The sequence below is a fragment of the Cupriavidus sp. DB3 genome, assembly GCF_020418465.1.
In the GTDB taxonomy this organism is placed as follows: Bacteria; Pseudomonadota; Gammaproteobacteria; order Burkholderiales; family Burkholderiaceae; genus Cupriavidus; species Cupriavidus cauae.
Window position 1 is genome coordinate 607,205 of sequence record NZ_JAIZPL010000004.1, and the last position, 23,091, is coordinate 630,295.

At 68.8% G+C, this 23,091-nt stretch carries 21 protein-coding genes and 1 pseudogene; 15 read left to right on the forward strand and 7 right to left on the reverse strand.

Going from position 1 to position 23,091, the window contains the following annotated elements; translation table 11 throughout:
• Positions 1-67: 67 nt before the first annotated feature.
• A complete protein-coding gene (locus K7G19_RS16165) occupies positions 68-613 on the reverse strand; it encodes a TlpA disulfide reductase family protein (RefSeq protein ID WP_149317161.1) in 546 nt (181 codons plus the stop codon).
• 296 nt (positions 614-909) lie between these two features.
• Complete coding sequence (locus K7G19_RS16170; RefSeq protein ID WP_226108122.1) at positions 910-1,518, reverse strand: thioredoxin fold domain-containing protein; 609 nt, start codon at positions 1,516-1,518, stop codon at positions 910-912.
• A 163-nt stretch (positions 1,519-1,681) separates the two neighbouring features.
• Between K7G19_RS16170 and K7G19_RS16175 the strand changes: the two genes are divergently transcribed.
• The 3 genes from K7G19_RS16175 (at position 1,682) to K7G19_RS16185 (ending at position 4,679) form a co-directional block, all read left to right on the forward strand.
• Positions 1,682-2,266: a hypothetical protein gene (locus tag K7G19_RS16175; protein ID WP_226108123.1), complete on the forward strand. Its 585-nt coding sequence runs from the start codon at positions 1,682-1,684 to the stop codon at positions 2,264-2,266.
• Positions 2,266-3,744, forward strand: a complete 1,479-nt coding sequence (locus K7G19_RS16180; protein ID WP_226108124.1) for an MFS transporter — start codon at positions 2,266-2,268, stop codon at positions 3,742-3,744. The genes K7G19_RS16175 and K7G19_RS16180 overlap by 1 nt, the downstream gene beginning before the upstream one ends.
• A 275-nt stretch (positions 3,745-4,019) precedes the next feature.
• A complete protein-coding gene (locus tag K7G19_RS16185; protein WP_226108125.1) occupies positions 4,020-4,679 on the forward strand; it encodes a LysE family transporter in 660 nt (219 codons plus the stop codon).
• Positions 4,680-5,101: 422 nt separating this feature from the next.
• Here K7G19_RS16185 and K7G19_RS16190 read toward each other — a convergent pair whose 3' ends face one another.
• On the reverse strand, positions 5,102-6,748 hold the full coding sequence (locus K7G19_RS16190) for a YifB family Mg chelatase-like AAA ATPase (RefSeq protein WP_226108126.1): 1,647 nt from the start codon (positions 6,746-6,748) through the stop codon (positions 5,102-5,104).
• A 343-nt stretch (positions 6,749-7,091) separates the two neighbouring features.
• Positions 7,092-7,340, reverse strand: a pseudogene (locus tag K7G19_RS16195) (accessory factor UbiK family protein); the annotation flags it as partial.
• 381 nt (positions 7,341-7,721) lie between these two features.
• Here K7G19_RS16195 and K7G19_RS16200 point away from each other — a divergent pair.
• The 12 genes from K7G19_RS16200 (at position 7,722) to mnmH (ending at position 19,575) form a co-directional block, all read left to right on the forward strand.
• On the forward strand, positions 7,722-8,492 hold the full coding sequence (locus tag K7G19_RS16200) for a TorF family putative porin (protein ID WP_149317155.1): 771 nt from the start codon (positions 7,722-7,724) through the stop codon (positions 8,490-8,492).
• 60 nt (positions 8,493-8,552) lie between these two features.
• Positions 8,553-8,891 (forward strand): P-II family nitrogen regulator, encoded by a 339-nt coding sequence (locus tag K7G19_RS16205; protein WP_006159494.1) that lies wholly within the window; start codon positions 8,553-8,555, stop codon positions 8,889-8,891.
• 71 nt (positions 8,892-8,962) lie between these two features.
• Complete coding sequence (amt, locus tag K7G19_RS16210) at positions 8,963-10,501, forward strand: ammonium transporter (RefSeq protein WP_149317154.1); 1,539 nt, start codon at positions 8,963-8,965, stop codon at positions 10,499-10,501.
• A gap of 518 nt (positions 10,502-11,019) precedes the next feature.
• Entirely contained in the window at positions 11,020-12,315 is a 1,296-nt protein-coding gene (gshA, locus tag K7G19_RS16215) for a glutamate--cysteine ligase (protein WP_149317153.1), read from the forward strand.
• A gap of 66 nt (positions 12,316-12,381) precedes the next feature.
• Positions 12,382-13,398, forward strand: a complete 1,017-nt coding sequence (gshB, locus tag K7G19_RS16220) for a glutathione synthase (protein ID WP_226108127.1) — start codon at positions 12,382-12,384, stop codon at positions 13,396-13,398.
• Positions 13,399-13,479: 81 nt separating this feature from the next.
• Positions 13,480-13,935 carry a PTS sugar transporter subunit IIA gene (locus tag K7G19_RS16225; protein ID WP_149317151.1) on the forward strand — a complete coding sequence of 152 codons (456 nt, stop codon included), beginning with the start codon at positions 13,480-13,482 and terminating at the stop codon, positions 13,933-13,935.
• Positions 13,904-14,173, forward strand: coding sequence for an HPr family phosphocarrier protein (locus tag K7G19_RS16230; RefSeq protein WP_149317150.1), 270 nt, complete (start codon positions 13,904-13,906; stop codon positions 14,171-14,173). The genes K7G19_RS16225 and K7G19_RS16230 overlap by 32 nt, the downstream gene beginning before the upstream one ends.
• Before the next feature lie 50 nt (positions 14,174-14,223).
• Positions 14,224-16,005 (forward strand): phosphoenolpyruvate--protein phosphotransferase, encoded by a 1,782-nt coding sequence (ptsP, locus tag K7G19_RS16235; RefSeq protein WP_149317149.1) that lies wholly within the window; start codon positions 14,224-14,226, stop codon positions 16,003-16,005.
• Between the two features lie 192 nt (positions 16,006-16,197).
• Positions 16,198-16,542 (forward strand): bacterioferritin-associated ferredoxin, encoded by a 345-nt coding sequence (locus K7G19_RS16240; protein WP_255650797.1) that lies wholly within the window; start codon positions 16,198-16,200, stop codon positions 16,540-16,542.
• A gap of 120 nt (positions 16,543-16,662) precedes the next feature.
• Positions 16,663-17,142, forward strand: a complete 480-nt coding sequence (gene bfr, locus K7G19_RS16245; protein WP_053821000.1) for a bacterioferritin — start codon at positions 16,663-16,665, stop codon at positions 17,140-17,142.
• A 232-nt stretch (positions 17,143-17,374) separates the two neighbouring features.
• Positions 17,375-18,430, forward strand: a complete 1,056-nt coding sequence (gene selD, locus K7G19_RS16250; RefSeq protein WP_226108128.1) for a selenide, water dikinase SelD — start codon at positions 17,375-17,377, stop codon at positions 18,428-18,430.
• Positions 18,430-19,575, forward strand: a complete 1,146-nt coding sequence (mnmH, locus tag K7G19_RS16255; protein WP_226108129.1) for a tRNA 2-selenouridine(34) synthase MnmH — start codon at positions 18,430-18,432, stop codon at positions 19,573-19,575. Before selD ends, mnmH begins: the two co-directional genes overlap by 1 nt.
• A gap of 81 nt (positions 19,576-19,656) precedes the next feature.
• Here mnmH and K7G19_RS16260 read toward each other — a convergent pair whose 3' ends face one another.
• The 3 genes from K7G19_RS16260 to gpmA form a co-directional block, all read right to left on the reverse strand.
• Complete coding sequence (locus tag K7G19_RS16260) at positions 19,657-20,406, reverse strand: molybdopterin-synthase adenylyltransferase MoeB (protein WP_150083650.1); 750 nt, start codon at positions 20,404-20,406, stop codon at positions 19,657-19,659.
• A gap of 73 nt (positions 20,407-20,479) precedes the next feature.
• Complete coding sequence (locus K7G19_RS16265) at positions 20,480-22,093, reverse strand: S41 family peptidase (RefSeq protein WP_150083649.1); 1,614 nt, start codon at positions 22,091-22,093, stop codon at positions 20,480-20,482.
• A gap of 176 nt (positions 22,094-22,269) precedes the next feature.
• Positions 22,270-23,016, reverse strand: coding sequence for a 2,3-diphosphoglycerate-dependent phosphoglycerate mutase (gpmA, locus tag K7G19_RS16270; protein WP_226108131.1), 747 nt, complete (start codon positions 23,014-23,016; stop codon positions 22,270-22,272).
• Between the last annotated feature and the right edge of the window lie 75 nt (positions 23,017-23,091).

The window sequence follows — 23,091 nt, forward strand, 5'->3', positions numbered from 1 at the left end:
GGTTTGCGCCCCTCTCCCGCTTGCGGGAGGGGCTGGGCGAGAGGGCAGCCCCTCCCCCGTCAGCGCATCAGACCGCCTTGGCCAGCGCCTCGTCCAGCAGCCGGTGCAGACTGTCCCATTCCGGCTCGCCGACGTAGCGCTTCAGGATGCGGCCGTCCTTGTCCACCACGAAGGTGGTCGGCGTCAGTTGCACGTCGCCGAAGGCCTTGGCCGCCGAGCCGTCCGAATCGAGCGCGACCTTGAACGGCAGCTTGCGTGTCTCGGTGAAATTGGTCACGTACATCGGCGGGTCGTAGCTCATCGCCACCGCGACGAACTCCAGGCCCTTGTCCTTGAACTGCTGGTAGGTGCGGACCATGTCCGGCATCTCCTTGACGCAGGTGGTGCAGCTGGTGGCCCAGAAATTGACCATATAGACCTTGCCCTGCAGCTGCGCGGTGCTGACGCGCTCGCCGGACAGCAGCACGAAGGTCGCCTGCGGCGCATGCTGGGCCGGCGTCAGCGCCCGGTAGCCGAACCAGCCGAGCAGGACCAGCACCAGCAGGCCCACGATCAGCGGCCAGCGCTTGCGGGGGGAGGCGGGACGTTCCGGTTGGGAGGCGGACGAAGTCATGATGGGCCGACCGAAGGAGGGGAAAACGCCATTCTAGCGCCGAGGTGGCCGAGGGCGCCGATCCCGAGCTCTAGCCCGAACTCGAGGCTGAGCGCGCGCCCGAACCCGAACCCCAGCCCGAGCCCCAGCCCGAGCCCCAGCCCCAGCCCCAGCCCCAGCCCCAGCCGAGCCGAGCCGAGCCGAGCCGAGCCGAGCCGAGCCGAGCCGAGCCGAGCCGAGCCGAGCCCGAGGACGGGCACGGGCTCGGGCTCGGGCGTGGCGTGGCGTGGCGGGGCCGCGTGGTGGCCCCCGGCGGGTCAGCGCCCGCGGGCCGCAGCCGCCATCGCGGCGCGGGCGGTGTCGAGCGACTGTTCCAGATAGGCGCCGTAGAAGTCCGGCTGCATGCCGCGCAGCGGCGGCGCGGCCGGGCGCCCCTTGCCGTCGAGAAACAGCACCGTCGGCGCGAAGCGGATGCCATGCTCGCGCGCCCAGGCGCGTGCGGTGGTGGCACGGCCGTCGGCATCGCGGATCGGCGTGGCGGCGCTCATGTCGAGCTCGCGCGCCGCGAGCTGCCCGGCGGCGGCCTGCGGGCCCAGGTAGTTGCGCCGTACCGCTTCGCAATAGCCGCAGTTCGGCAGCGTCACCAGCACCACCAGCGGTTCGCCGCGCAGGCTGGCCGAGCGCGTCTCCGCCGCCAGGTCGGCGACCGCCGGAAGGTGCGCGGGGCTGGCCGCCTGGACCGATGGCGCGGCAAGGGCGAGCGACAGGCCGGCGACGGGCAGGGCGACAAACGGGGCGACGAACAGTGCGGCCGATAGCGCGGCAGATCGCGCGACCGATAGCGCGGCAGATCGCGAGGCCGTCAGGGCAGCCGACAGGGCGGCCGGCAGCGCCAGGGCGGCGCCCCGGAGCCATGCCGAACCCATGCGGCGACCTGCGAAGTCCAAAACCATAATGAAATATCGAGATCAGAAAGACACTGCGTCAGTGCCTGATCCCCGATAATAGCGGCTTGGCCGCACCCCTGCCGGTGCGGCGCTTCGTTCCCTTTATCGGCCGTCTTCTTCCACCCGTCGTTCAGGCTTCCCGATGTCTCGCCTTTCGTTCCTCCGCCGGCCGGCCCGGTATTGCGCCGGCCTGGCGGTGGCCGCGCTGCTCGCCTGCTCGCCGCGTTACGACTGGCGGACCATCCAGTCCAACGAGGGCGGCTATGCCGCGCTCTATCCCGGCAAGCCGACCAGCGCCGCGCGTGATGTCGCGATCGCGGGCCGCAAGCTGCCGATGACGATGGAGGCGGCCCGCGTCGACGAGACGCTGTTCGCGGTCGGCGTGGTCAGCCTGCCCAGCGACGACGCCGCGCTGCGCGCCGAGGCGCTGTCGGCGATGCAGTCCGGCCTGCTGGCCAATCTGGGAAACGCGCCGACCGAGCCGGTGCAGACGCGCGCGGTCACGGTGATGTCGTCGGCCCAGCCGCCGGTGGCGCTGCAGGGCATCGAGATCCGCGTGGCTGGCGTCTCGCCGCAGGACAAGGCGCCGCGCCGGCTGACCGCGCGGCTGGTCGCCAAGGGGACCAAGGTCTACCAGGCGGTCGTGCTCGAGGCCGGCGATGCCGCGCGCGACCACCGCCAGGCCGAGCAGGTCGAGCAGTTCCTGGGCGGCTTCCACCCGTTCTGATGCGTCCCCGTACCGGCTCGCGCAGCAACCGCATCGGACTGTCCATGCGGCCGTCCTCGCTGCTGCGGCGTAGCGAGGGCGCGCTGGTGTTCGCCTGCTTCGCCGCGGCCTATGTGCTGTCGTACGCGCTGCGCACCATCAACGCGGTGATCGCGCCCGAGCTGATCGCCGACATGCGGCTGTCGAACGCCGACCTGGGCCTGCTGTCGTCGGCCTATTTCCTCGCCTTCGCCGCGATGCAGCTGCCGGTCGGCCAGTGGCTGGACCGGCGCGGCGTGCGGCGCGTCGAAACCGTGCTGCTGCTGATCGCCGCGGCGGGCGCGCTGGTGTTCGCGCTGGCCGGCTCGGCGGCGACCTTGTGGCTGGGGCGGGCGCTGATCGGCGCCGGCGTCTCGGCCTGCCTGATGGCGTCCTACACCGCCTATCGCCGCTGGTTTCCGACCGCGCGGCAGAGCCAGTTGTCGGTGTGGATGCTGGTCGCCGGCAGCGGCGGCGCGCTGATGACGACGCTGCCGGTGCAGGCGGTGCTGCCGTGGCTGGGCTGGCGCGGCGTCTTCCTGGTGATGGCCGGTCTGCTGCTGGTGTCGGCGCTGGCGCTGTATCGGGGGCTGGCGCGGGTCGAGCGGCGCAGTGCGCGGCTGGCGCGCGGGGCGGAACGGAGGAGTGCGCTCGCCGATCCTGTCGATATCGCGGCCGATATCGCTACTGCTAGCGCGACCGTTAGTGCAACTGGCAGCGGGGCAGGAAGCGCGACGGACGGCATGACGGACGGCGCGACGAATAGCTTGGGCAGCCCGACGAACGGCGTGGATCGCGCGACCGCCGCTGCGCAGGTCCCGGCGGCCACGATGGCCGGCGGATATCGGGCGCTGCTGCGCCACCCGGCCTTCGTTCGCGTGCTGCCCTTCGGCCTGCTGAACCAGGCCGGCTTCATGGCCGTGCAGACGCTGTGGGTCGGCCCGTGGCTGGTCGACGTGCTCGGCTTCGGGCCGGACCGCACCGCGCAAATCCTGTTCCTGTTCAATATCGCGCTGCTGGCCGGCTATCTGCTGCTGGGCTGGCTGGCGCCGCGGCGCGCGCGCGATCCGGTCGAGTCGGCGCGACTGGTGATGGTCGGCGCCGGGCTGACGCTGGTGCTGCAGGCGGCGATCGTCGCCTGGACCGCGCCGGCGGCGTGGCTGCTGTGGCCGCTGCTGGCGATGTGCGCGAGCACGCTGTCGCTGATCCTGAGCACGCTGAGCCTGTCGTTTCCGGCGGCGGTCGCCGGGCGCGCCAATACCACCTACAACCTGCTGGTGTTCGGCGGCAGCTTCCTGATCCAGTGGGGTCTGGGGGTGGCGATCGACCTGTTCCGCGACGCCGGGCTGCCGCAGGCCGACGCGTTCCGCGCGGCGCTTGGCGGACTGCTGGGGCTGCAGCTCGTCGGCTATCTCTGGTATGCGCTGGTGCCGCGGCTTTGGCGGCGGGTGGCGGGTTGAACGCCGCCGGCGTTTGGAACGATCCGGGGGGCTGAAAAGGACCGGGGGTTTGGATACGTCCGCGGAAACGTCCGGGGATCTGAAAAGGTCCGGGGTTTGGATACGTCCGCGGATTGGAAAGGTCCGGGGATTGGAAAGGTCCGGGGATTGGAAAGGTCCGGGGATTGGAAAAGTCCGCGGATTGGAGAAGTCCGGGGAATCGAAGGTCCCAGGGTCCGGCAAGGTTCCGGGGTTGAAAAGGTTCGAGCTTAGGCAAAAACAAGAAGGAGCAAATCATGCGTTGGGAAATCTGGCTCGCCTATTTCGCGGCCTGCTGGGCGATCGCGGTCTCGCCGGGCTCGGGCGCCGTGCTGTCGATGAGCCACGGGCTGTCCTATGGACTGCGCAGGACCACCACGACGATTCTCGGCCTGCAGACCGGGCTGCTGATCGTGCTGCTGGTCGCCGGCGGCGGGCTGGGCGCGCTGCTGATTGCATCCGAGCATGCGTTCGCGGCGGTCAAGACGGTCGGCGCGCTGTACCTGATTTATCTGGGCGTGCAGCAGTGGCGGGCGCGGGTCGAGCAGGAGCCGAGCGATGCAAATGGCGAGGGCAAGTCCCAGTGCGGCATCCGCGTGGCCGCGATGAGTCCGCGCCGGCGTTTCGCCACCGGCCTGCTGACCAATGTCACCAATCCCAAGGGCATCGTCTTCATGGTGGCGGTGCTGCCGCAGTTCATCGATGCGGCGCGGCCCCTGGCGCCGCAGCTGGCGATCCTGGCCGTGACGATGTGCGCGGTCGACCTGATCGTGATGCACGGCTACGCGCTGCTGGCCTCGCGCATGCAGGGGCTGTTTCGCGACGCGCGCGCGATGCGCTGGCAGAACCGCGTGTTCGGCAGCGTGCTGATGGCGGTCGGCGCCGCGCTGTTCTTCGTGCGCCGGCAGCCGGGCTGAGCGCGATCGGACCGGACAGGACCGCGCCGGCTGGCGATCCCCCGGCCGGTTTGCTTCAATGGTGGTTACCCGCCCCTTGGAGCCGACCGATGCCGCGCCGCGCCGACCACACCGTTCCGCCGATAGAAGACCCGCCGCCGCCCGGCGTGCCGCCCGATCATCCGCCGATCGAGGAGGAGCCGGAACCGCCGGGCGAGCCGCCCGAAGCCCGCCGTCCGGCTTGATTAACGGCCTGCACCGCTACCGCGCCCGGTTTGCTCCCCTCGCGCACTGGTGGGAGAGGGGCGGGGGAGAGGGCAGGGGCGATTGAACGGCCGGCACCGTCGGTGTGGCGAGCGCCGTTCCCCTCCTCCAACCCTTCCCGCCAGCGGAAGAAGTGACGCGGAGCGATCAGCCGATCAGCCGATGAACGCAGCGCATCGCTAAACCGGCCGCAACACCCGCCGATACTGCACCGCCTCGGCCGCGTGTGCCGCGCCGATGGTGTCGGCGCCGCCCAGATCCGCGATGGTCCGCGCGACCTTCAGCACGCGAAAGTACGAGCGCGCCGACCAGCCCAGGCGCGCCATCGCCGCGCGCAACAGCCCCTGCGCCTGCTCGTCCAGCGGGCAATGCCGGTCGATCTCCTCCCCCGCCAGTTCTCCATTGGGTTTGCCCTGCCGCTCGAGCTGCCGCGCCCGGGCGGCCAGCACGCGCACGCGGATCGCCGCGCTGTCCTCGCCGGGCGGGCCGTCCAGCGTCTCCTGCTGGCTTTGCGCCGGCACCTCGATCTGCAGGTCGATGCGGTCCAGCAGCGGCCCGGACAATCGCGCCTGGTAGCGCAGCACCTGGTCGGGCGTGCAGCGGCAGGCCCGGGCCGGATGTCCCTGGTAGCCGCACGGACAGGGGTTCATCGCCGCGACGAACTGGAAGCGCGCCGGGAAATCGGCCTGCCGGCCCGCACGCGAGATCGTGATGTGGCCGGATTCGAGCGGCTCGCGCAGGACCTCCAGCACGCGCCGGTCGAACTCGGGCAACTCGTCGAGGAACAGCACGCCGTGATGCGCCAGCGAGATCTCGCCCGGGCGCGGATCGCCGCCACCGCCGACCATCGCGGCCGCCGAGGCGGTATGGTGCGGCGCCCGGAACGGCCGGCGGCCCCAGCGCTCGCTCTGGAAGCCGGCGCCGGTCAGGCTCAGCACCGCGGCGGACTCGAGCGCCTCCTGCAGCGTCATCGGCGGCAGCAGCCCGGGAAAGCGCTGCGCCAGCATCGACTTGCCGGTGCCTGGCGGGCCGATCAGCAGGGCCGAGTGCTGCCCGGCCGCCGCCACCTCCATCGCGCGGCGCGCCTGCCCCTGGCCGCGCACGTCGCGCATGTCCGGCATGCCCGCGGACGAGCCATCGACGGGTGCCGCCGTCACGGGCCTGGCCCGCGCCAGCGGCGAGCCGGTGCGGGCCAAGTGCGCGCAGACCTCGGGCAGCGAAGCGGCCGCCAGCACGGTGACCGACTCCACCAGCGCGGCCTCGGCGCCGTTGCCCGCCGCGACCACGAACGCGCGTGCCGGGCCGACCGCTGTGCCGCCCGCCAAGCCGCCAGCTGTGCCAGCCGCCAAGCCGCCCGTTGGCCCGCTCGCTGGGCCAGCCACCAAGCCGCCCGCTGTGCCGCTCGCTCGGCCGCACACCGCGCCGGCGTGCTCGCGCGCCAGCCCCATCGCCATCGCCAGCGCGCCGCGCACCGGCCGCAGCGCGCCCGACAGCGACAGCTCCGCCGCGAACTCGTAGCCGTCCAGCGCCGCCGCCGGAATCTGTCCGCTGGCCGCCAGGATGCCCAACGCGATGGCCAGGTCGAAGCGGCCCGATTCCTTGGGCAGATCGGCCGGGGCCAGATTGACGGTGATGCGGCGGTTCGGGAATTCGAAGCCGCAGTTCAGGATCGCGGCGCGCACGCGCTCGCGGCTCTCGCGCACCTCGGTCTCGGCCAGCCCGACGATGGCGAAGGCGGGCAGGCCGTTGGCCAGATGGATTTCGACCGAGACCGGCGGCGCGTCGATGCCGGTCAGGGCGCGGCTGCGCAGGACGGCGAGGTGCATGGGGGCGACCAGGGGAAAGAGGAAGAGGTGGAGGAAAGATGGACGAGGGTGATGGGCCTGGGCGACGGACCAAGGCGGTGGACGAATGCGGTAGACAAATGCGGTGGACGAAGGCGGTGGAAGGGCGATCCGGCATGTCACCGATTTATTAACGCCGCCGTAAACGCAGAAGGCCGCCGGTTGCCCGGCGGCCTTTCGCATGACGTGAGGTCTGGCGCGTTCAGCCGGCCAGCCCCGGGTTTGCCGGCCCGGTGCCCGGCTCGGGCGTGGTCGAGCCCGGTACCGAGGTGGCCGAGGCCGTGGTGCCGGCGCCGGCGGTGCCGACCGTGGCCGGGCCCACACCCGCCGCGCCCGCCATGCCGGCGCGCCGTTCCAGGTCCGCGACTCGCATCTCCAGCTCCTCGAGCCGTGCGCGCGTGCGGGCGAGCACCTGCGACTGCACGTCGAATTCCTCGCGCGTGACCAGATCGAGCTTGGCAAAGCCCTGGGTCATCATGCTGCGGACGTTCTTCTCGATGTCCTTGGCGGGCGAATTGCGCAGGACCTCGCTGACCTTGCTCTGCAGGTCGTTGAAGAGATCGGTGGGTTTCATCGTTTCTCCTTCTGCACCGTGGGGGTGCATCGATCGGGGGCGGCGGGAGCGGCCGGATGGGCGCATCTGCACGGTATCGGTGCAACGCGCGCCCGTGGCGGCGGCCGGCACCAGCCGGTGGCATGGGCGGATTATGGCCCGTGAAGCGCGCCGGGAAAAGCGGCTTCGCCCCGCCGGACACAGCATTTAACCCGGCGCGGCGCGCCCAGCCCCGTGTTGCGGGCTTTTCGAAGGCAGATGGAAACCGGCTTGCATACGAGGCGTTCAGCGTGCCGTCAGGGCTGTCCATGCGCGCCCGCTCCACGCCGGACCCTGGCATGGCAGTTGCAGTATCCGCCCTGACAGAGAAGTCCCGAGCCCAAGGAAAAGGAGAAGAAATCCATGAAGACGCTGGCCCTCGCCATCGGCGCGCTGACGCTGTGCGGTTCCGCCACCACCGCACTGGCGCAGAGCGCGCCCGCGACCGCCGAAGCGGCCTCGCCGCATACGTTCACGGCGAACGTGACGCTGGCCTCCGAATACCGCTACCGCGGGATCATGCAGACCAATCGCCGGCCGGCGATCCAGGGCGGCTTCGACTACAGCCATGCGAGCGGCTTCTACGCGGGCAACTGGAACTCGAGCATCAGCTGGCTGAACGACAGCAACGACGAGGTGTCGGCCCCGATCGAGATGGACTTCTACGCCGGCTTCAAGAACACCTTCGGCGACGGCAAGTGGAACTACGACGTCGGCGTGCTGCAGTACTACTACCCCGGCGACTATCCGGCCAACTTCACCCGCCCGTACACCACCGAGCTGTACGCGGGCATCGGCTACGGCCCGGTGTTCCTCAAGTATTCGTACGCGCCGACCAACCTGTTCGGCTTCTACGACAGCAAGAACAGCTGGTACGTGGACCTGTCGGCGAACGTGCCGCTCGAGTTCTGGGGCCTGACGCTGAACGCGCACGTCGGCTACCAGAAGGTGCAGAACGTGTCGGACGCCTCGTACACCGACTGGAAGCTCGGCCTGACCAAGGACCTGGGCAACGGTTTCTCGGCCGCGGTCTCGTATGTCGACACCAATGCCAAGCGCGGCGTCTACACCAACACCTCGGGCCGCTACATGGGCAAGGCCACGGTGGTTGCCACGCTCACCAAGACTTTCTAATTCACGGTCAGCACGAGCGGGCCCCGGCTGGAACGGGGCCGCGCTCTCAGGAGAACACGGATGAAACTGATCATCGCCGTCATCAAGCCGTTCAAGCTCGACGAAGTGCGTGAAGCGCTGTCGGACGTGGGCGTGTCCGGCATCACCGTTACCGAGGTCAAGGGCTTCGGCCGGCAGAAGGGCCATACCGAGCTGTACCGCGGCGCCGAATACATCGTCGACTTTCTGCCCAAGGTCAAGATCGAGGTGGCGGTGCCCGACGACGTGGTCGACCGCGCCATCGAGGCGATCGAGAAGTCGGCCCGCACCGGCAAGATCGGCGACGGCAAGATCTTCGTCGCACCGATCGAGCAGGTCATCCGGATCCGTACCGGGGAGACCGGCGGCGACGCCCTGTAACGGCACGCCGGACGCAAACACACACGCGATACAAGCCACAAGCGCGACAAAAGCGACAAGAGGGTATTCAGATGACTAGCTGGTTCAAACGATTCCTGACGGCCGGCGCGATGGCGCTGGCCCTGGGCACGGCGGGCATGGCGCTGTCCGGCCCGGCCGCGGCCCAGGACAAGCCCGCCGCCGAGGCTTCGGCCGCCGCCACGGCGCCTGCCGCCCCGGCTGCCGCGCCTGCTGCGCCTGCCGCCGCAACGGCCCCGGCCCCCGCAGCCGCGGAAGCCGCGGCGCCCGCCGCCGCGCCGACCCCCAACAAGGGCGACGTGGCCTGGCTGCTGATGTGCACGGCCTTCGTGATCCTGATGACGCTGCCCGGCCTGGCGCTGTTCTACGGCGGCCTGGTCCGCTCGAAGAACATGCTGTCGGTGCTGATGCAGTGCCTGGTGATCTTCTCGCTGGTGGCGCTGCTGTGGGCCATCTACGGCTACAGCTTCGCCTTCACCGAGGGCAACGCCTTCTTCGGCGGCACCGACCGGCTGTTCATGAAGGGCCTGACGCCGGAAGCGGTGACGGCGACCTTCAGCAAGGGCGTGGTGATTCCGGAGCTGGGCTTCTTCGCCTTCCAGTGCGCGTTCGCGGCGATCACCTGCAGCCTGATCATTGGCGCCTTCGCCGAGCGCGCCCGCTTCTCCGCGGTCCTGGTGTTCATCGTGCTGTGGTTCACCTTCGCCTATATCCCGATGGCCCATATGGTCTGGTTCTGGCCTGGTCCGGATGCCTACACCGACGCGGCGGCCGCCGAGGCGGCGACGGCCAAGGCCGGCTGGCTGTTCCAGAAGGGCGCGCTCGACTACGCCGGCGGCACCGTGGTGCATATCAACGCCGCGGTGGCGGGCCTGGTCGGTGCCTACATGTTCGGCAAGCGGATCGGCTTCGGCCGCGAGGCGCTGCGCCCGCACAGCCTGACCTTCACCATGGTCGGCGCCTCGCTGCTGTGGTTCGGCTGGTTCGGCTTCAACGCCGGCTCGGGCCTCGAAGCGAGCGGCGGCGCCGCGCTGGCCTTCGTCAACACGCTGCTGGCGACCTGCGCGGCGGTGCTGGCGTGGACCTTCGGCGAGTGGATCACCAAGGGCAAGCCGTCGATGCTGGGCGGCGCGTCCGGCGCGGTGGCCGGCCTGGTGGCGATTACCCCGGCCGCCGGCTTCGTCGGCCCGATGGGCTCGATCGTGATGGGCCTGGTGGCGGGCCTGCTGTGCCTGTGGGGCGTGACCGGCCTGAAGCGGCTGCTGGGCGCGGACGACTCGCTGGATGTGTTCGGCGTGCATGGCGTCGGCGGCATCGCCGGGGCGATCCTGACCGGCGTGTTCGCGGCGCCGAGCCTGGGCGGCGTGGGCATCTACGACTACGTGGCCAACAAGGTCTCGGACAACTATTCGATCGCGAGCCAGGTCTGGGTGCAGACCGAGGGCGTGCTGACCACCGTGGTGTGGTCGGCGGTGGTGGCCTTCGTCGCCTTCAAGCTGGTGGACCTGCTGATCGGCCTGCGCGTGCCCGAGGACGAGGAGCGCGAAGGCCTGGACATCACCTCGCACGGCGAGACCGCCTACGAGGCCTGATGCCGGCGAAACATGCGGTGCGGGGACCCACGGCTTGCCGCCCCCGCAGCGCCCACGGTGTTGTGCTGGAGAGCTGATTGGGAATCTTCTCTCAGGAGTTTTGCCCGGCCGCGTGCCGGGCTTTTTTATTGGCGGACCGCCGGCAAAGCCAGCACTGGCGCGGCTTGCCGCCAGGTTGGCAAGCACTGTTCGCCATCCGCTTAAATCCGAATTCAATATCCTTCATTTGTGTTAAGGACAGCACCCGCATAGAGTGCAGGTGAGGCAGTTTCCTCCACCTGCAGAACGCTCCCCGTATCTGTCAGGCCACTTGAAACGCGGCGAAGCCGCGTTTTTTTTTGCCCTCGCGACGGCGCTCCCCGCGCTCTTTGAATTCCGCGGCCCATCCCCATATTGTTAGCCCAAGGCGGAAACGATCGGACATTTTCCCGTTTCGCCGGCATTGGCATGCCATCTGCATGCAATTGGCCGTTCCTCTACAATCGGGGCGGACGATAAAGACGATCAATAGGATGGATATGGTCCCGCACCTCATCACCGCGCTGAACGGCCCCCTGCTCGAACTGGAAAAGAAGATACTGGACGCGACCCCGTCCATCGAGCGGTGGTTCCGTCTGGAATGGCAGGAGCATACCCCTCCGTTCTACTGTTCGGTCGATCTGCGCAACGCCGGCTTCAAGCTGGCCCCGGTCGATACCAATCTGTTCCCCGGCGGTTTCAACAATCTGGCGCCCGAAATGCTGCCGCTGGCGGTGCAGGCGGCGATGGCGGCGATCGAGAAGATCTGTCCGGACGCCAAGAACCTGCTGCTGATCCCCGAGCGCCATACCCGCAATATGTTCTATCTGCAGAACGTGGCGCGGCTGTCGCTGATCATGCGCCAGGCGGGGCTCAATGTCCGGCTGGGCTCGCTGTCCGAGGACATTACCGAACCGACCCCGATCGAGCTGCCCGACGGCCAGACCCTGGTGGTCGAGCCGCTGACCCGGCTGGGCACCAAGGACCGCCGGCTGGGGCTCAAGGACTTCGATCCCTGTTCGATCCTGCTGAACAACGACCTGTCGGCCGGCGTGCCGCCGATCCTCGAGAACATCAACGAGCAGTACGTGCTGCCGCCCCTGCACGCGGGCTGGTCGACGCGCCGCAAGTCCTCGCACTTCTCGGCCTATGACGAGGTCGCCAAGAAGTTCGCCAAGCTGATCGATATCGACCAGTGGATGATCAACCCGTACTTCGCCAAGGTCGGCGGCATCGACTTCCATGAGCGGGTCGGCGAGGACGCGCTGGCCGACGCGGTCGAGGGCGTGCTCAAGAAGATCGCCAAGAAGTACCGCGAGTACGGCATCAAGGAAACGCCGTACGTGGTGGTCAAGGCCGATGCCGGCACCTACGGCATGGGCGTGATGACGGTGCGCGATCCGGCCGAGGTCAAGGGCCTGAACCGCAAGGAACGCAACAAGATGAGCGTCGTCAAGGAAGGCCTCGAGGTCAACGACGTGATCATCCAGGAAGGCGTGCATACCTTCGAGAAGGTCAACGAGGCGGTGGCCGAGCCGGTGGTCTACATGATCGACCGGTACGTGGTCGGGGGCTTCTACCGCGTCCATACCGGCCGCGGCGTCGACGAGAACCTGAACGCGCCGGGCATGCATTTCGTGCCGCTGGCGTTCGCGCCCAACAGCATTCCGGACACGCATGCCAAGCCGGGCGCGGCGGTGCCCAACCGGTTCTACATGTATGGCGTGGTGGCGCGGCTCGCGCTGCTGGCGGCCTCGCTGGAACTGGAAAAGACCGACCCCAACCCGATCCTGTAACGGGGCAACGGGCACAACGGGCACGACCACGACCGACCACGGGCACGACAACCGGAACTCGCCAGCATGCGCATTCTGTTCATTACCGATCCGCTCGAGACCTTCAAGACCTACAAGGACTCCACCTACGCGATGATGGTCGAGGCCGCCTCGCGCGGCCACGAGCTGTTCTTCTGCCTGCAGTCGCAGCTGTCGCTGGTCGGCGGCGCGGTGGAGGCGGTCGCGCAGCGGCTGCATCTGCTGGAGGCCGAGCAGGGCAACGATCACGGTCACGATCACGCCCATGACCACGGCCACGGCCACGCCGCCTGGTTCCGCCTCGATGCCCCGGCCGCGATGCCGGTGCCGGCCTTCGACGCGGTGCTGATGCGCAAGGACCCGCCGTTCGACATGGAGTACGTGACCAGCACCTGGCTGCTGGAGCTGGCCGAGTCGCAGGGCGCCAACGTCTTCAACAAGCCGCAGGCGATCCGCGACCATTCCGAGAAGGTGGCGATCGCGCAGTTCCCGCAGTTCATCACGCCGACGCTGGTCACGCGCGATGCGGCCCGCATCCGCGCCTTCCATGCCGAGCATCGCGACATCATCGTCAAGCCGCTGGACGGCATGGGCGGCATGGGCGTGTTCCGCGTCGGCGCGGACGGCATGAACCTGGGCGCGATCATCGAGACGCTCGGGGCGAACGGCGCGCGCACGCTGATGGCGCAGCGCTATATCCCCGCGATCAAGGACGGCGACAAGCGCATCCTGCTGATCGGCGGCGAGCCGGTGCCGTACGCGCTGGCGCGCGTGCCGATGGCCGGCGAGGTGCGCGGCAATCTGGCGGCGGGCGGCACCGGCCGCGCGCAGCCGCTGTCGGAGCGCGACCGCGAGATCGCGCAGACGCTGGCGCCGGTGCTGTGGCAGCGCGGCCTGCTGCTGGTGGGACTCGACGCGATCGGCGACTACCTGACCGAGGTCAACGTGACCAGCCCGACTTGCTTCCAGGAGATCATGCAGCAGACCGGTTTCCCGGTGGCCGGCATGTTCATCGACGCGCTGGAGCGGGCGGTCGCGGCGCGGGCGGCCGCGAAGGGCGCCTGAGCGCGGGCGCCGGACTGCTTTCACGCGACGGCGCCGTTACCCCGCCTGCTACAATCGCGGCAATCCACAGGATTCACCATCATGGCAGGCATTCTGATCATCGCGCACGCGCCGCTCGCTTCCGCGCTGCGGGACTGCGCCGCGCATGTCTATTGCGGCGAGCCCAAGCGGCTCGAGGCGATCGACGTCGCTCCGGATGCGGAGCCCGCGGCCGTGCTGGCCGAGGCGCGCCGATGCCTGGCCTCGGTGATCGAAGACAATGGGGCGCTGGTGCTGACCGACATCTTCGGCGCCACCCCCGCCAATATCGCCGCCCGGCTCGCCGAGCCGGGCCGGATCAAGGTGCTCGCCGGCGTCAATCTGCCGATGCTCGTGCGGGCGATCTGCTACCGCTCCGAAAAGCTGGACCAGCTCGCCACCAAGGCGCTCGCCGGCGGCTCGCAAGGCGTGCTGCAGATCGGCTCGACCACCGTACAGAACCAGATCGCCAATCACCCCGACAAGTATGCTGCAGAGGGACATCACCATCATCAATAAGCTCGGGCTGCATGCCCGCGCCTCCGCCAAGCTCACGCAACTGGCGGGCAGTTTTGTCAGCCAGGTCAGGATGTCGCGCAACGGGCGCCAGGTCGACGCCAAGAGCATCATGGGTGTGATGATGCTGGCCGCGGGCATCGGCTCGACGGTCACGATCGAAACCGAGGGACCCGACGAGCAGGAGGCGATGGATGCGCTGACCGCGCTGATCGCCAACCGCTTCGGCGAGGGAGAGTGAGGGCGCAGGCCCTGTCCGGATTTCATCAACGTTCCTGAACGGAGCGGTTCATGCCATTCGCCCTGCACGGCATCCCAGTCTCGCGCGGCGTTGCGATCGGGCGCGCCCACCTGCTGGCGCCGGCCGCGCTCGACGTGTCCCATTACCTGGTCGACGAAGACCGGCTCGAGGACGAGGTGCTGCGGCTGCGCAACGCGCGGACCGCGGTGCGGGCCGAACTGGCGGCGCTCAAGCGCGACCTGCCGCGCGATGCGCCGGAGGAGATGGGCGCCTTCCTCGACGTGCACGCGATGATCCTCGACGACGAGATGCTGTCGCGCGAGGCCGAAAGGCTGATCCGCGAGCGCCGCTACAACGCCGAATGGGCGCTGACGACGCGGCTCGAGGACCTGATGCGCCAGTTCGACGAGATCGAGGACGAATACCTGCGCGAGCGCAAGGCCGATATCGAGCAGGTGGTCGAACGGATCCTGAAGGTGCTGGCCGGCGCGCCGGTGCTGACGCCGGCGCCGGTGCCCGCGGTGGCGGCCGACGGCCAGCCCACCCCCGGCGTGATCGTGGTCGCCCACGACATCTCGCCGGCCGACATGCTGCAGTTCCGCCATACCGTGTTCCACGGCTTCGTCACCGACCTGGGCGGGCGCACCTCGCATACCGCGATCGTCGCGCGCAGCCTCGACATTCCGGCCGCGGTCGGCGTGCAGAACGCGAGCGAGCTGATCCGCCAGGATGACTGGATCATCATCGACGGCGATGCCGGGCTGGTGATCGTCGACCCGACGCCGATCATCCTCGAGGAATACCGTCATCGGCAGAGCGAGCGGGCGCTCGAGAACAAGCGGCTGCAGCGGCTGCGGCATACGCCCGCGGTGACGCTGGACGGCATCGAGATCGATCTGCTGGCCAATATCGAGATGGCCGAGGACGCGTCCGCCGCGCTGGCCGCCGGCGCGGTCGGCGTGGGCCTGTTCCGCTCCGAATTCCTGTTCATGAACCGGCGCGGCGAACTGCCCGGCGAGGACGAACAGTTCGAGGCCTACCGCCGCGCGGTCGAGGCGATGCGCGGGCTGCCGGTCACCATCCGCACCATCGACATCGGCGCCGACAAGCCGCTGCTGGATTTCCGCGACGGGCGCGACGGCCGTGCCGAGGAATACGAGACCGCGCTCAATCCCGCGCTGGGCTTGCGCGCGATCCGCTGGTCGCTGTCCGAGCCGGCGATGTTCCTGACCCAGCTGCGCGCGCTGCTGCGCGCCTCGGCCTTCGGGCCGGTGCGGCTGCTGTTCCCGATGCTGGCGCATGCGCGCGAGATCGACCAGACGCTGGAACTGGTGGCGCGCGCCAAGCACGAGCTCGATCAGCGCGGGGTCGCCTACGATCCCAACCTGAAGGTCGGCGCGATGATCGAGATCCCGGCCGCGGTGCTGCTGCTGCCGCTGTTCCTGCGGCGCATGGACTTCCTGTCGATCGGCACCAACGACCTGATCCAGTACACGCTGGCGATCGACCGCGCCGACAACGCCGTCGCGCATCTGTACGACCCGCTGCATCCCGCGGTGCTGCAACTGATCGCGCGCACCATCCGCGAGGCAAATCACGCCGGCGTGCCGGTCGCCGTCTGCGGCGAGATGGCGGGCGACCCGGCGATGACCCGGCTGCTGCTCGGCATGGGCCTGCGCGAGTTCTCGATGCACCCCGCCCAGCTGCTGCGCGTCAAGCAGGAGATCCTGCATGCGGACTGCACCCGGCTGGAGGGCCTGGTCGAACAGGTGCTGTGCGCCTACGAGCCGGAAGAGGCCGCCGCCGCGCTGGCGCGACTGTCACAACCCTGAAACTCGCGGGGTTATAGCGGCCCTTCCTTGTGCTCCATAAGTGCTTCGTGGACCGCGTGGCGAGCCGCCACGTGACGGCCTAAGCCCTTGATTTGGAAGGAAGTGATTCCAATTCCCCTATGATGTTTCTGTTTCTTAATGGGAATTGTTATCATTTTTGATCTCTGTTATTCTGCCTCCAACAGTCAGGACATGCCGGTGTCCGCGCTGCCCCAAGGAGGCTTTGTGTACGTCTGCATCTGCAACCAGGTAACCGATCGCGAGATCCATGGCGCCGTCCAGCTGGGCGTGTCCACGCTCGACGAGCTGGCCGAAACGCTCGGCGTCGGCACTTGCTGCGGCCGCTGCCGCGATTGCGCGCAGCAGGTTCTCGCCGAGGGCGTTGCAGCGTCCTGCCACGGCGCGTCCACCACGGTGACGGCCCAGACCGTTCACGTCGTCCGGTTTTCCTCCTGTTCCTCGTCGGGACCGCGTGCCATAATGGACACACGGGACCCGGCAGTCGCGAACGACCAGCAAACCGAGCTGGTTGCCTGAACACGCCTCCCGATCGCAGACCGGCGATCGGCGCGTGTCTTCGTCGTTTTCCTCTGACTGCACGCGGCGCAACCAGCGCCGCGTCGCGTTTTTGCGGGCCCGTAGCAACAGGAGCCCCCGATGAAAGGTGACAAGAAGGTCATCCAGTATCTGAATGCGCAGCTCACCAACGAGCTGACCGCGGTCAACCAGTATTTCCTGCACGCCCGTATGTATCGCCACTGGGGCCTCAAGAAGCTCGGCGACGTGGAGTACAAGGAATCGATCGGCGAAATGAAGCATGCCGACCGGCTGATCGAACGCATTCTGATGCTAGACGGACTGCCCAACCTGCAGGACCTGCACAAGCTGCTGATCGGCGAAGACACGCCCGAGATGCTCAAGTGCGACCTGAAGCTGGAGCAGACCGCTCACGTGACGGTCAAGGAAGGCATCGCCTACTGTGAATCGGTCGGCGACTATGTCAGCCGCGAGATTCTGGTCGACATCCTGACCGATACCGAAGAGCACATCGAGTATCTGGAAACGCAGCTGGACCTGATCGACAAGGTCGGCCTGCAGAACTATCTGCAATCGCAGATGGAGCCGGGCGAGCAGTAAAGCCCGGCCGCGGCAGGACCCGCAAGGCCCCGCAACGCCAGTTTCCGGGCCAGGCGGTCGTCAGCGGCGCCTCACCGAGCCGCCCGCCGCCGCGCGCTTCGCAGCTTGAATCCCTCTCATTCCCATTCGGTTTCTCATCTCCGGTCCCATCTACCGGTCGGCTCCATCCCGACTCCGATCTCCAGCGCTGCCGCCACCTCCGCGGTCCGATCTCCCAGCGAGGACACTGCCCATGCCGGAACCCATCCGATTGACGCAATACAGCCACGGCGCCGGCTGCGGCTGCAAGATTTCGCCGCAGGTGCTCGACGTGATCCTGGCCGGCAGCGGGCCGCAGCACCTGGACCCGCGGCTGTGGGTTGGCAACGCCTCGCGCGATGACGCGGCGGTCTACGCGATCGACGGCAGCGACGACGGCCGCGCGCTGGTCTCGACCACCGACTTCTTCATGCCGGTGGTCGACGATCCGTTCGACTTCGGCCGCATCGCGGCCACCAATGCGATCAGCGACGTCTATGCGATGGGCGGCGATCCGCTGCTCGCCATCGCGATCCTGGGCTGGCCGGTCAATGTGCTGCCGCCCGAGGTCGCGCGCGAAGTGGTGGCCGGCGGGCGGCGCGCCTGCGACGAGGCCGGCATCGCACTGGCCGGCGGGCATTCGATCGATGCGCCCGAGCCGATCTTCGGCCTGGCCGTGACCGGCATGGTCGAGCGCGCGCATCTGAAGCGCAACGACACCGCGCGCGCCGGCTGCCGGCTGTATCTGACCAAGCCGCTGGGCATCGGCGTGCTGACCACCGCCGGCAAGCAGGGCAAGCTGCGCGACGAACACAGCCGCCTGGCGACCGACTGGATGTGCCGGCTGAACCGTCCCGGCAGCCGCTTCGGCCGGCTCGAGGCGGTGCGCGCGATGACCGACGTGACCGGCTTCGGCCTGCTCGGCCATCTGGTCGAAATGGCCGACGGCAGCGGGCTGACCGCGCGGCTGGACCACGCTGCGGTGCCGTTGCTGCCGGGCGTGCGCGAGTACGTCGCCGCCGGCTGCGTGCCCGGCGGCACCCAGCGCAACTTCGCCAGCTACGGACACCGGATCGCCTGTGCCGACGGCGAAATGGACGCGGCACGGCGCGCGGTGCTGTGCGATCCGCAGACCAGCGGGGGGCTGCTGGTCGCGGTCGAGCCCGCGGGCGAACAGGAATTCCTCGCCGTGGCGGCCGAATGCGGCCTCGCGCTCGAATGCATCGGGGAAATGACCGAGCGCGCCGATCACGCCGTGGTGGTGTGTTGATGGACCGCATGCCCGGGTCATCGCTCACGGCAAGGCCGGACAGCGCCGACTATCGGGCGCTGCTGCTGTCCGGCGTGCCGATGCTGGACGTGCGCGCGCCGGCCGAGTTCGCGCGCGGCGCCTTCCCGGGCGCGGTCAATCTGCCGTTGATGGACGACGACGAACGCCACCAGGTCGGCTGCCGCTACAAGGAGGAAGGCCAGCAGGCGGCGATCGCGCTCGGCCATGCGCTGGTCAGCGGCGAGCGCAAGGCGATGCGGGTGGCGGCCTGGGCCGAATTCGCACGGCGCCATCCCGACGGCTATCTGTACTGCTTCCGCGGCGGCCTGCGCTCGCAGATCTCGCAGCAATGGCTGCGCGAGGCCGGCATCGACTATCCGCGCGTCACCGGCGGCTACAAGGCGATGCGGACGTTCCTGATCGAATCGCTGGACGCCGCCGTCACGGAATGCGACTGGCTGGTGCTCGGCGGCCTGACGGGCAGCGGCAAGACCGCGCTGCTGGCCGAGCTCGACAGCGGGGTCGATCTCGAAGGCCATGCCGCGCATCGGGGCTCCAGCTTCGGCCGGCGCGCACGTCCGCAGCCGACGCAGATCAACTTCGAGAACGGGCTGGCGATCGATCTGCTGCGGCGGCGCGCGGCCGGCGCCGGCACGCTGGTGGTGGAAGACGAGGGCCGCTTCATCGGCAGCCGCGACGTGCCGCCGCGCCTGTACGCCCGCATGCAGGCGAGTCCGCTCGTGTGGCTGGACGAACCGTTCGAGGCGCGCGTCGAACGCGTGCTGCACGATTATGTGGTCGATCTGGCGGCCGAATATGTCGCCGCGCATGGGCCGGACAAGGGCTTCGACGCCTTCTCGGAACGGATGCGCGACGCGCTGGCCGGCATCTCGCGCCGGCTCGGCGGCCAGCGCTACGAGCGCCTGGCCGCGCTGCTCGCCCATGCGCTGCAACGCCAGGCGCAGAGCGGCGAGGTCGACGAGCACCGCGTCTGGATCGCGGTGCTGCTGCGCCATTACTACGACCCGATGTACGACTACCAGCGCGAGGCGAGGGAGAGCCGCATCGTGTTCCGCGGCGATCGGCAGGCAGTGCGCGAATATCTGCGCAATCAGGCGACCGTACAGCGGCAGATCGCTCGCTGAACAACGGCGCCGGCCGGGCGGTGGGCTTTTCCCTTCCGCGGGCGGAAGAGGAGTAGGGGAGAGAGCGGGACCGCGGCGCCTTCAATGCCCGCCGCAAACCTCGCAATCGGGCGTGCGCGCCAGCGCCATCGTGGTCCATTCCATGCGGAACGCATCCACCATCAGCAGTCGTCCGGCCAGCGTCTCGCCCACGCCGGCGATCAGCTTCAGCGCCTCGGCGGCCTGCACGGTGCCGACCATGCCGACCAGCGGCGCGAACACGCCCATGGTCGCGCAGGCGGCCTCCGGCGCGTTCTCCGACGGCGGAAACAGGCAGGCGTAGCACGGTGCATCGTCGCGCCGGCGATCGAACACGCTGATTTGCCCGTCGAAGCGCAGCGCCGCGCCCGAGACCAGCGGCACCCGATGCGCGACGCAGGCGCGGTTGACCGCATGGCGCGTGGCGAAGTTGTCGCAGCAGTCCAGCACCACGTCGGCGTCGCGCACCAGCACATCCAGTTCGCTGTCGCCGACGCGCGCCGGCACCAGCCGCACATCGATCTCGGGATTGATCCGCAGCATGCCTTCGCGCGCCGACTCGACCTTGGGCCGGCCGACATTGGCGGTGGTGTGCAGGATCTGGCGTTGCAGATTGGTCAGGTCGACGTCGTCGTTGTCGACCACGACGATGGTGCCGACGCCGGCCGAGGCCAGATAGGGCAGCGCCGCGGCGCCCAGGCCGCCGGCGCCGATCACCAGCGCGCGGCCGGCCAGCAGCCGGCCCTGGCCTTCGATGCCCAGCTCATCGAGCAGGATGTGCCGCGAGTAGCGCAGCAGTTGGTCGTCGTTCATCGGGCGGGCGGCGGGAACGGGGTCCCGCCGCGATGCGTCGGTCTACGCGTTCAGGCTTCGTTCACGAACGTGGTCAGGGCGCCTTGCCGGTCGGCGTGCCGAGCGGCTTGCCCATCGGCGCGCTGGCCGGCGGCTTGCTGTCCGGCTTCACTTCGGGCGCGGCGGGCTTGGCGTCCGGAGCGGGTGCGCGCTTGGACGGATCGGCCTTGACCGGGCCCTTCGGCACCTTGCTGTCGGACACCGGCGTCGCCTCGAGCTTGGAGCGCGAGCGCTTGATCGGCTCGCCCTTGAGCTGGTGGATCGCCTGCTGCAGCATGAAGTCCTCGGCGGTGCCGAACTCGATCGGCTTCTTGCGCCGTTCCTTCTCGCGCTCCTCCGGCGACTTCTTCGCGTTCTCTTCCTCGAGCCGTCGCAGTTCCTCGACGCGGCGCTGCTCGCGCTCGGTCATCTCGGCTTCTTCCGATTCCTGCTTGTTGTGCAGATGGCGCTCGGTGTCGATCTCGCGCGTGATCAGCGCGTCGTCCGGATCGCCTTCCGGATTCTGGTCGACCGGGATGTCCGGACGGATGCCCTTGGCCTGGATCGACTTGCCCGACGGCGTGTAGTAGTACGCGATGGTCAGCTTGATGCCGGTGTCGTTCGTCAGCGGCCGCACGGTCTGCACCGAGCCCTTGCCGAATGTGGTCTTGCCCATGATCAGCGCGCGCTTGTGGTCCTGCAGCGCGCCCGCGACGATTTCCGAGGCCGACGCCGAATAGGCGTTGGTCAGCACCACCATCGGGATCTTCTTGAACAGCGGCGGCAGATCCTTCAGCGGATCGTCCTCGACCGACGACAGCCGGTAGTTGTTGAAGTTGGTCTTGTAGACCCGCTTGGCGTCGGGCACCTGGCCGTTGGTCGAGACCACGGTCACGTCCTCGGGCAGGAAGGCCGCGGACACGCCGACCGCGCCCTGCAGCACGCCGCCGCCGTTGTTGCGCAGGTCCAGCACCAGGCCCTTCATGTTCGGATTCTTCTGCGCCAGCTCGGCCAGGCGCCGGCCCAGGTCGGCCACGGTGCGTTCCTGGAAGCTGGTCAGGCGGACCCAGCCGATGGCCGGATCGACCATCTTGGCCTTGACCGACTGCACGCGGATCTCGGCGCGCGTGATCGACACCGGGAAGGTGCGTTCCTCGCTCTTGCGGTAGATCGTCAGCGTGACCTTGGTGCCCGGCTCGCCGCGCATGCGCTTGACCGCCTGTTCCAGCGGCAGGCCGCGCACCGGCTTGTCGTCGATGCGGGTGATCAGGTCGCCGGGCTGGATTCCGGCGCGGAAGGCGGGCGTGTCCTCGATCGGGTTGATGACCTTGACCAGGCCCTCTTCCTGCGAGATCTCGATGCCCAGGCCCGCGAAACGGCCGCGCGTGCCTTCCTGCAGTTCCTTGAAGTCCTTGGCGTCCAGATACGACGAATGCGGGTCGAGGCTGGCGACCATGCCCTTGATGGCTTCGGTCAGCAGCTTCTTGTCGTCGACCGGCTCGACGTACTCGCGCTTGATCTGCCCGAATATGTCCGCCATCAGCCGCAACTGCTCCAGGGGCAGCGGCCCCGAGGAGTTCTGCGCGGTCGCGGACAGCTGCAGCGTGGCGAGCACGCCGGCAACAAGTCCCGCGGAGACAAGGCTGATGTTCTTGAGCGTCTTACGCATGTGGGCTGCCTGAACGTTGATTGGCGCCGGCCAGGGCGCCGTGGATTGCGCCGGTTGCGGCGTGGCGCAAGGGGCGCTGCCGGTCCGGTCTGACCGACAGTATAAGAGCGGGCGGAAAAAAAGGCCGCGCCGCGATGCGGCGCAGGCCTTGATGCGTCAAGGCTGGCGGGTCCGGCTCAGCGGGCCTTGCCCTGGCTGGCGACAGCGGCCAGCGAGGCGGCGATCGCTTCCTGGTCGCCCAGGTAGTAATGCCGGATCGGCCGCAGTTCGGCGTCGAGTTCGTACACGAGCGGCGTGCCGTTCGGGATATTGAGGCCCACGATATCGTCATCGGAAATCTGGTCGAGGTACTTCACCAGCGCGCGGATGCTGTTGCCATGGGCCGCGATCACCACGCGCTTTCCGGCTTTGATGTCCGGTGCGATCGATTCGTTCCAGAGCGGCAGCACGCGGGCGACCGTGTCCTTCAGGCATTCGGTCAGCGGAATCAGTTCGCGCGGCACGTTGGCATAGCGCGGATCGTCATACGAGGCGCGCGGATCAGTCGGCTCGAGCGCGGGGGGCGGGGTGTCGTAGCTGCGGCGCCAGACCAGCACCTGCTCGTCGCCGAACCTGGCGGCCGTCTCGGCCTTGTTCAGGCCCGCCAGCGCACCGTAGTGGCGCTCGTTGAGGCGCCATTCGTTGCGCACCGGGATCCACATCAGGTCCATCTCGTCCTGCACATGCCACAGCGTGCGGATCGCGCGCTTGAGCACCGAGGTATAGGCCACGTCGAAGGCGAAGCCGGCGTCCTTCAGCAGTTGGCCGGCCTGGCGGGCCTGCTGCGCGCCGGTTTCGGTCAGGTCCACGTCGACCCAGCCGGTGAAGCGGTTTTCCAGATTCCAGGTCGATTCGCCGTGGCGGATGAGAACGAGTTTGTACATGCTGCTTCCAAAGAGTGAGAATGCTGCGCGCGCCGCTCGCGGGCCACTTGCCGGCCGCGGTGAACGCCACGCGAA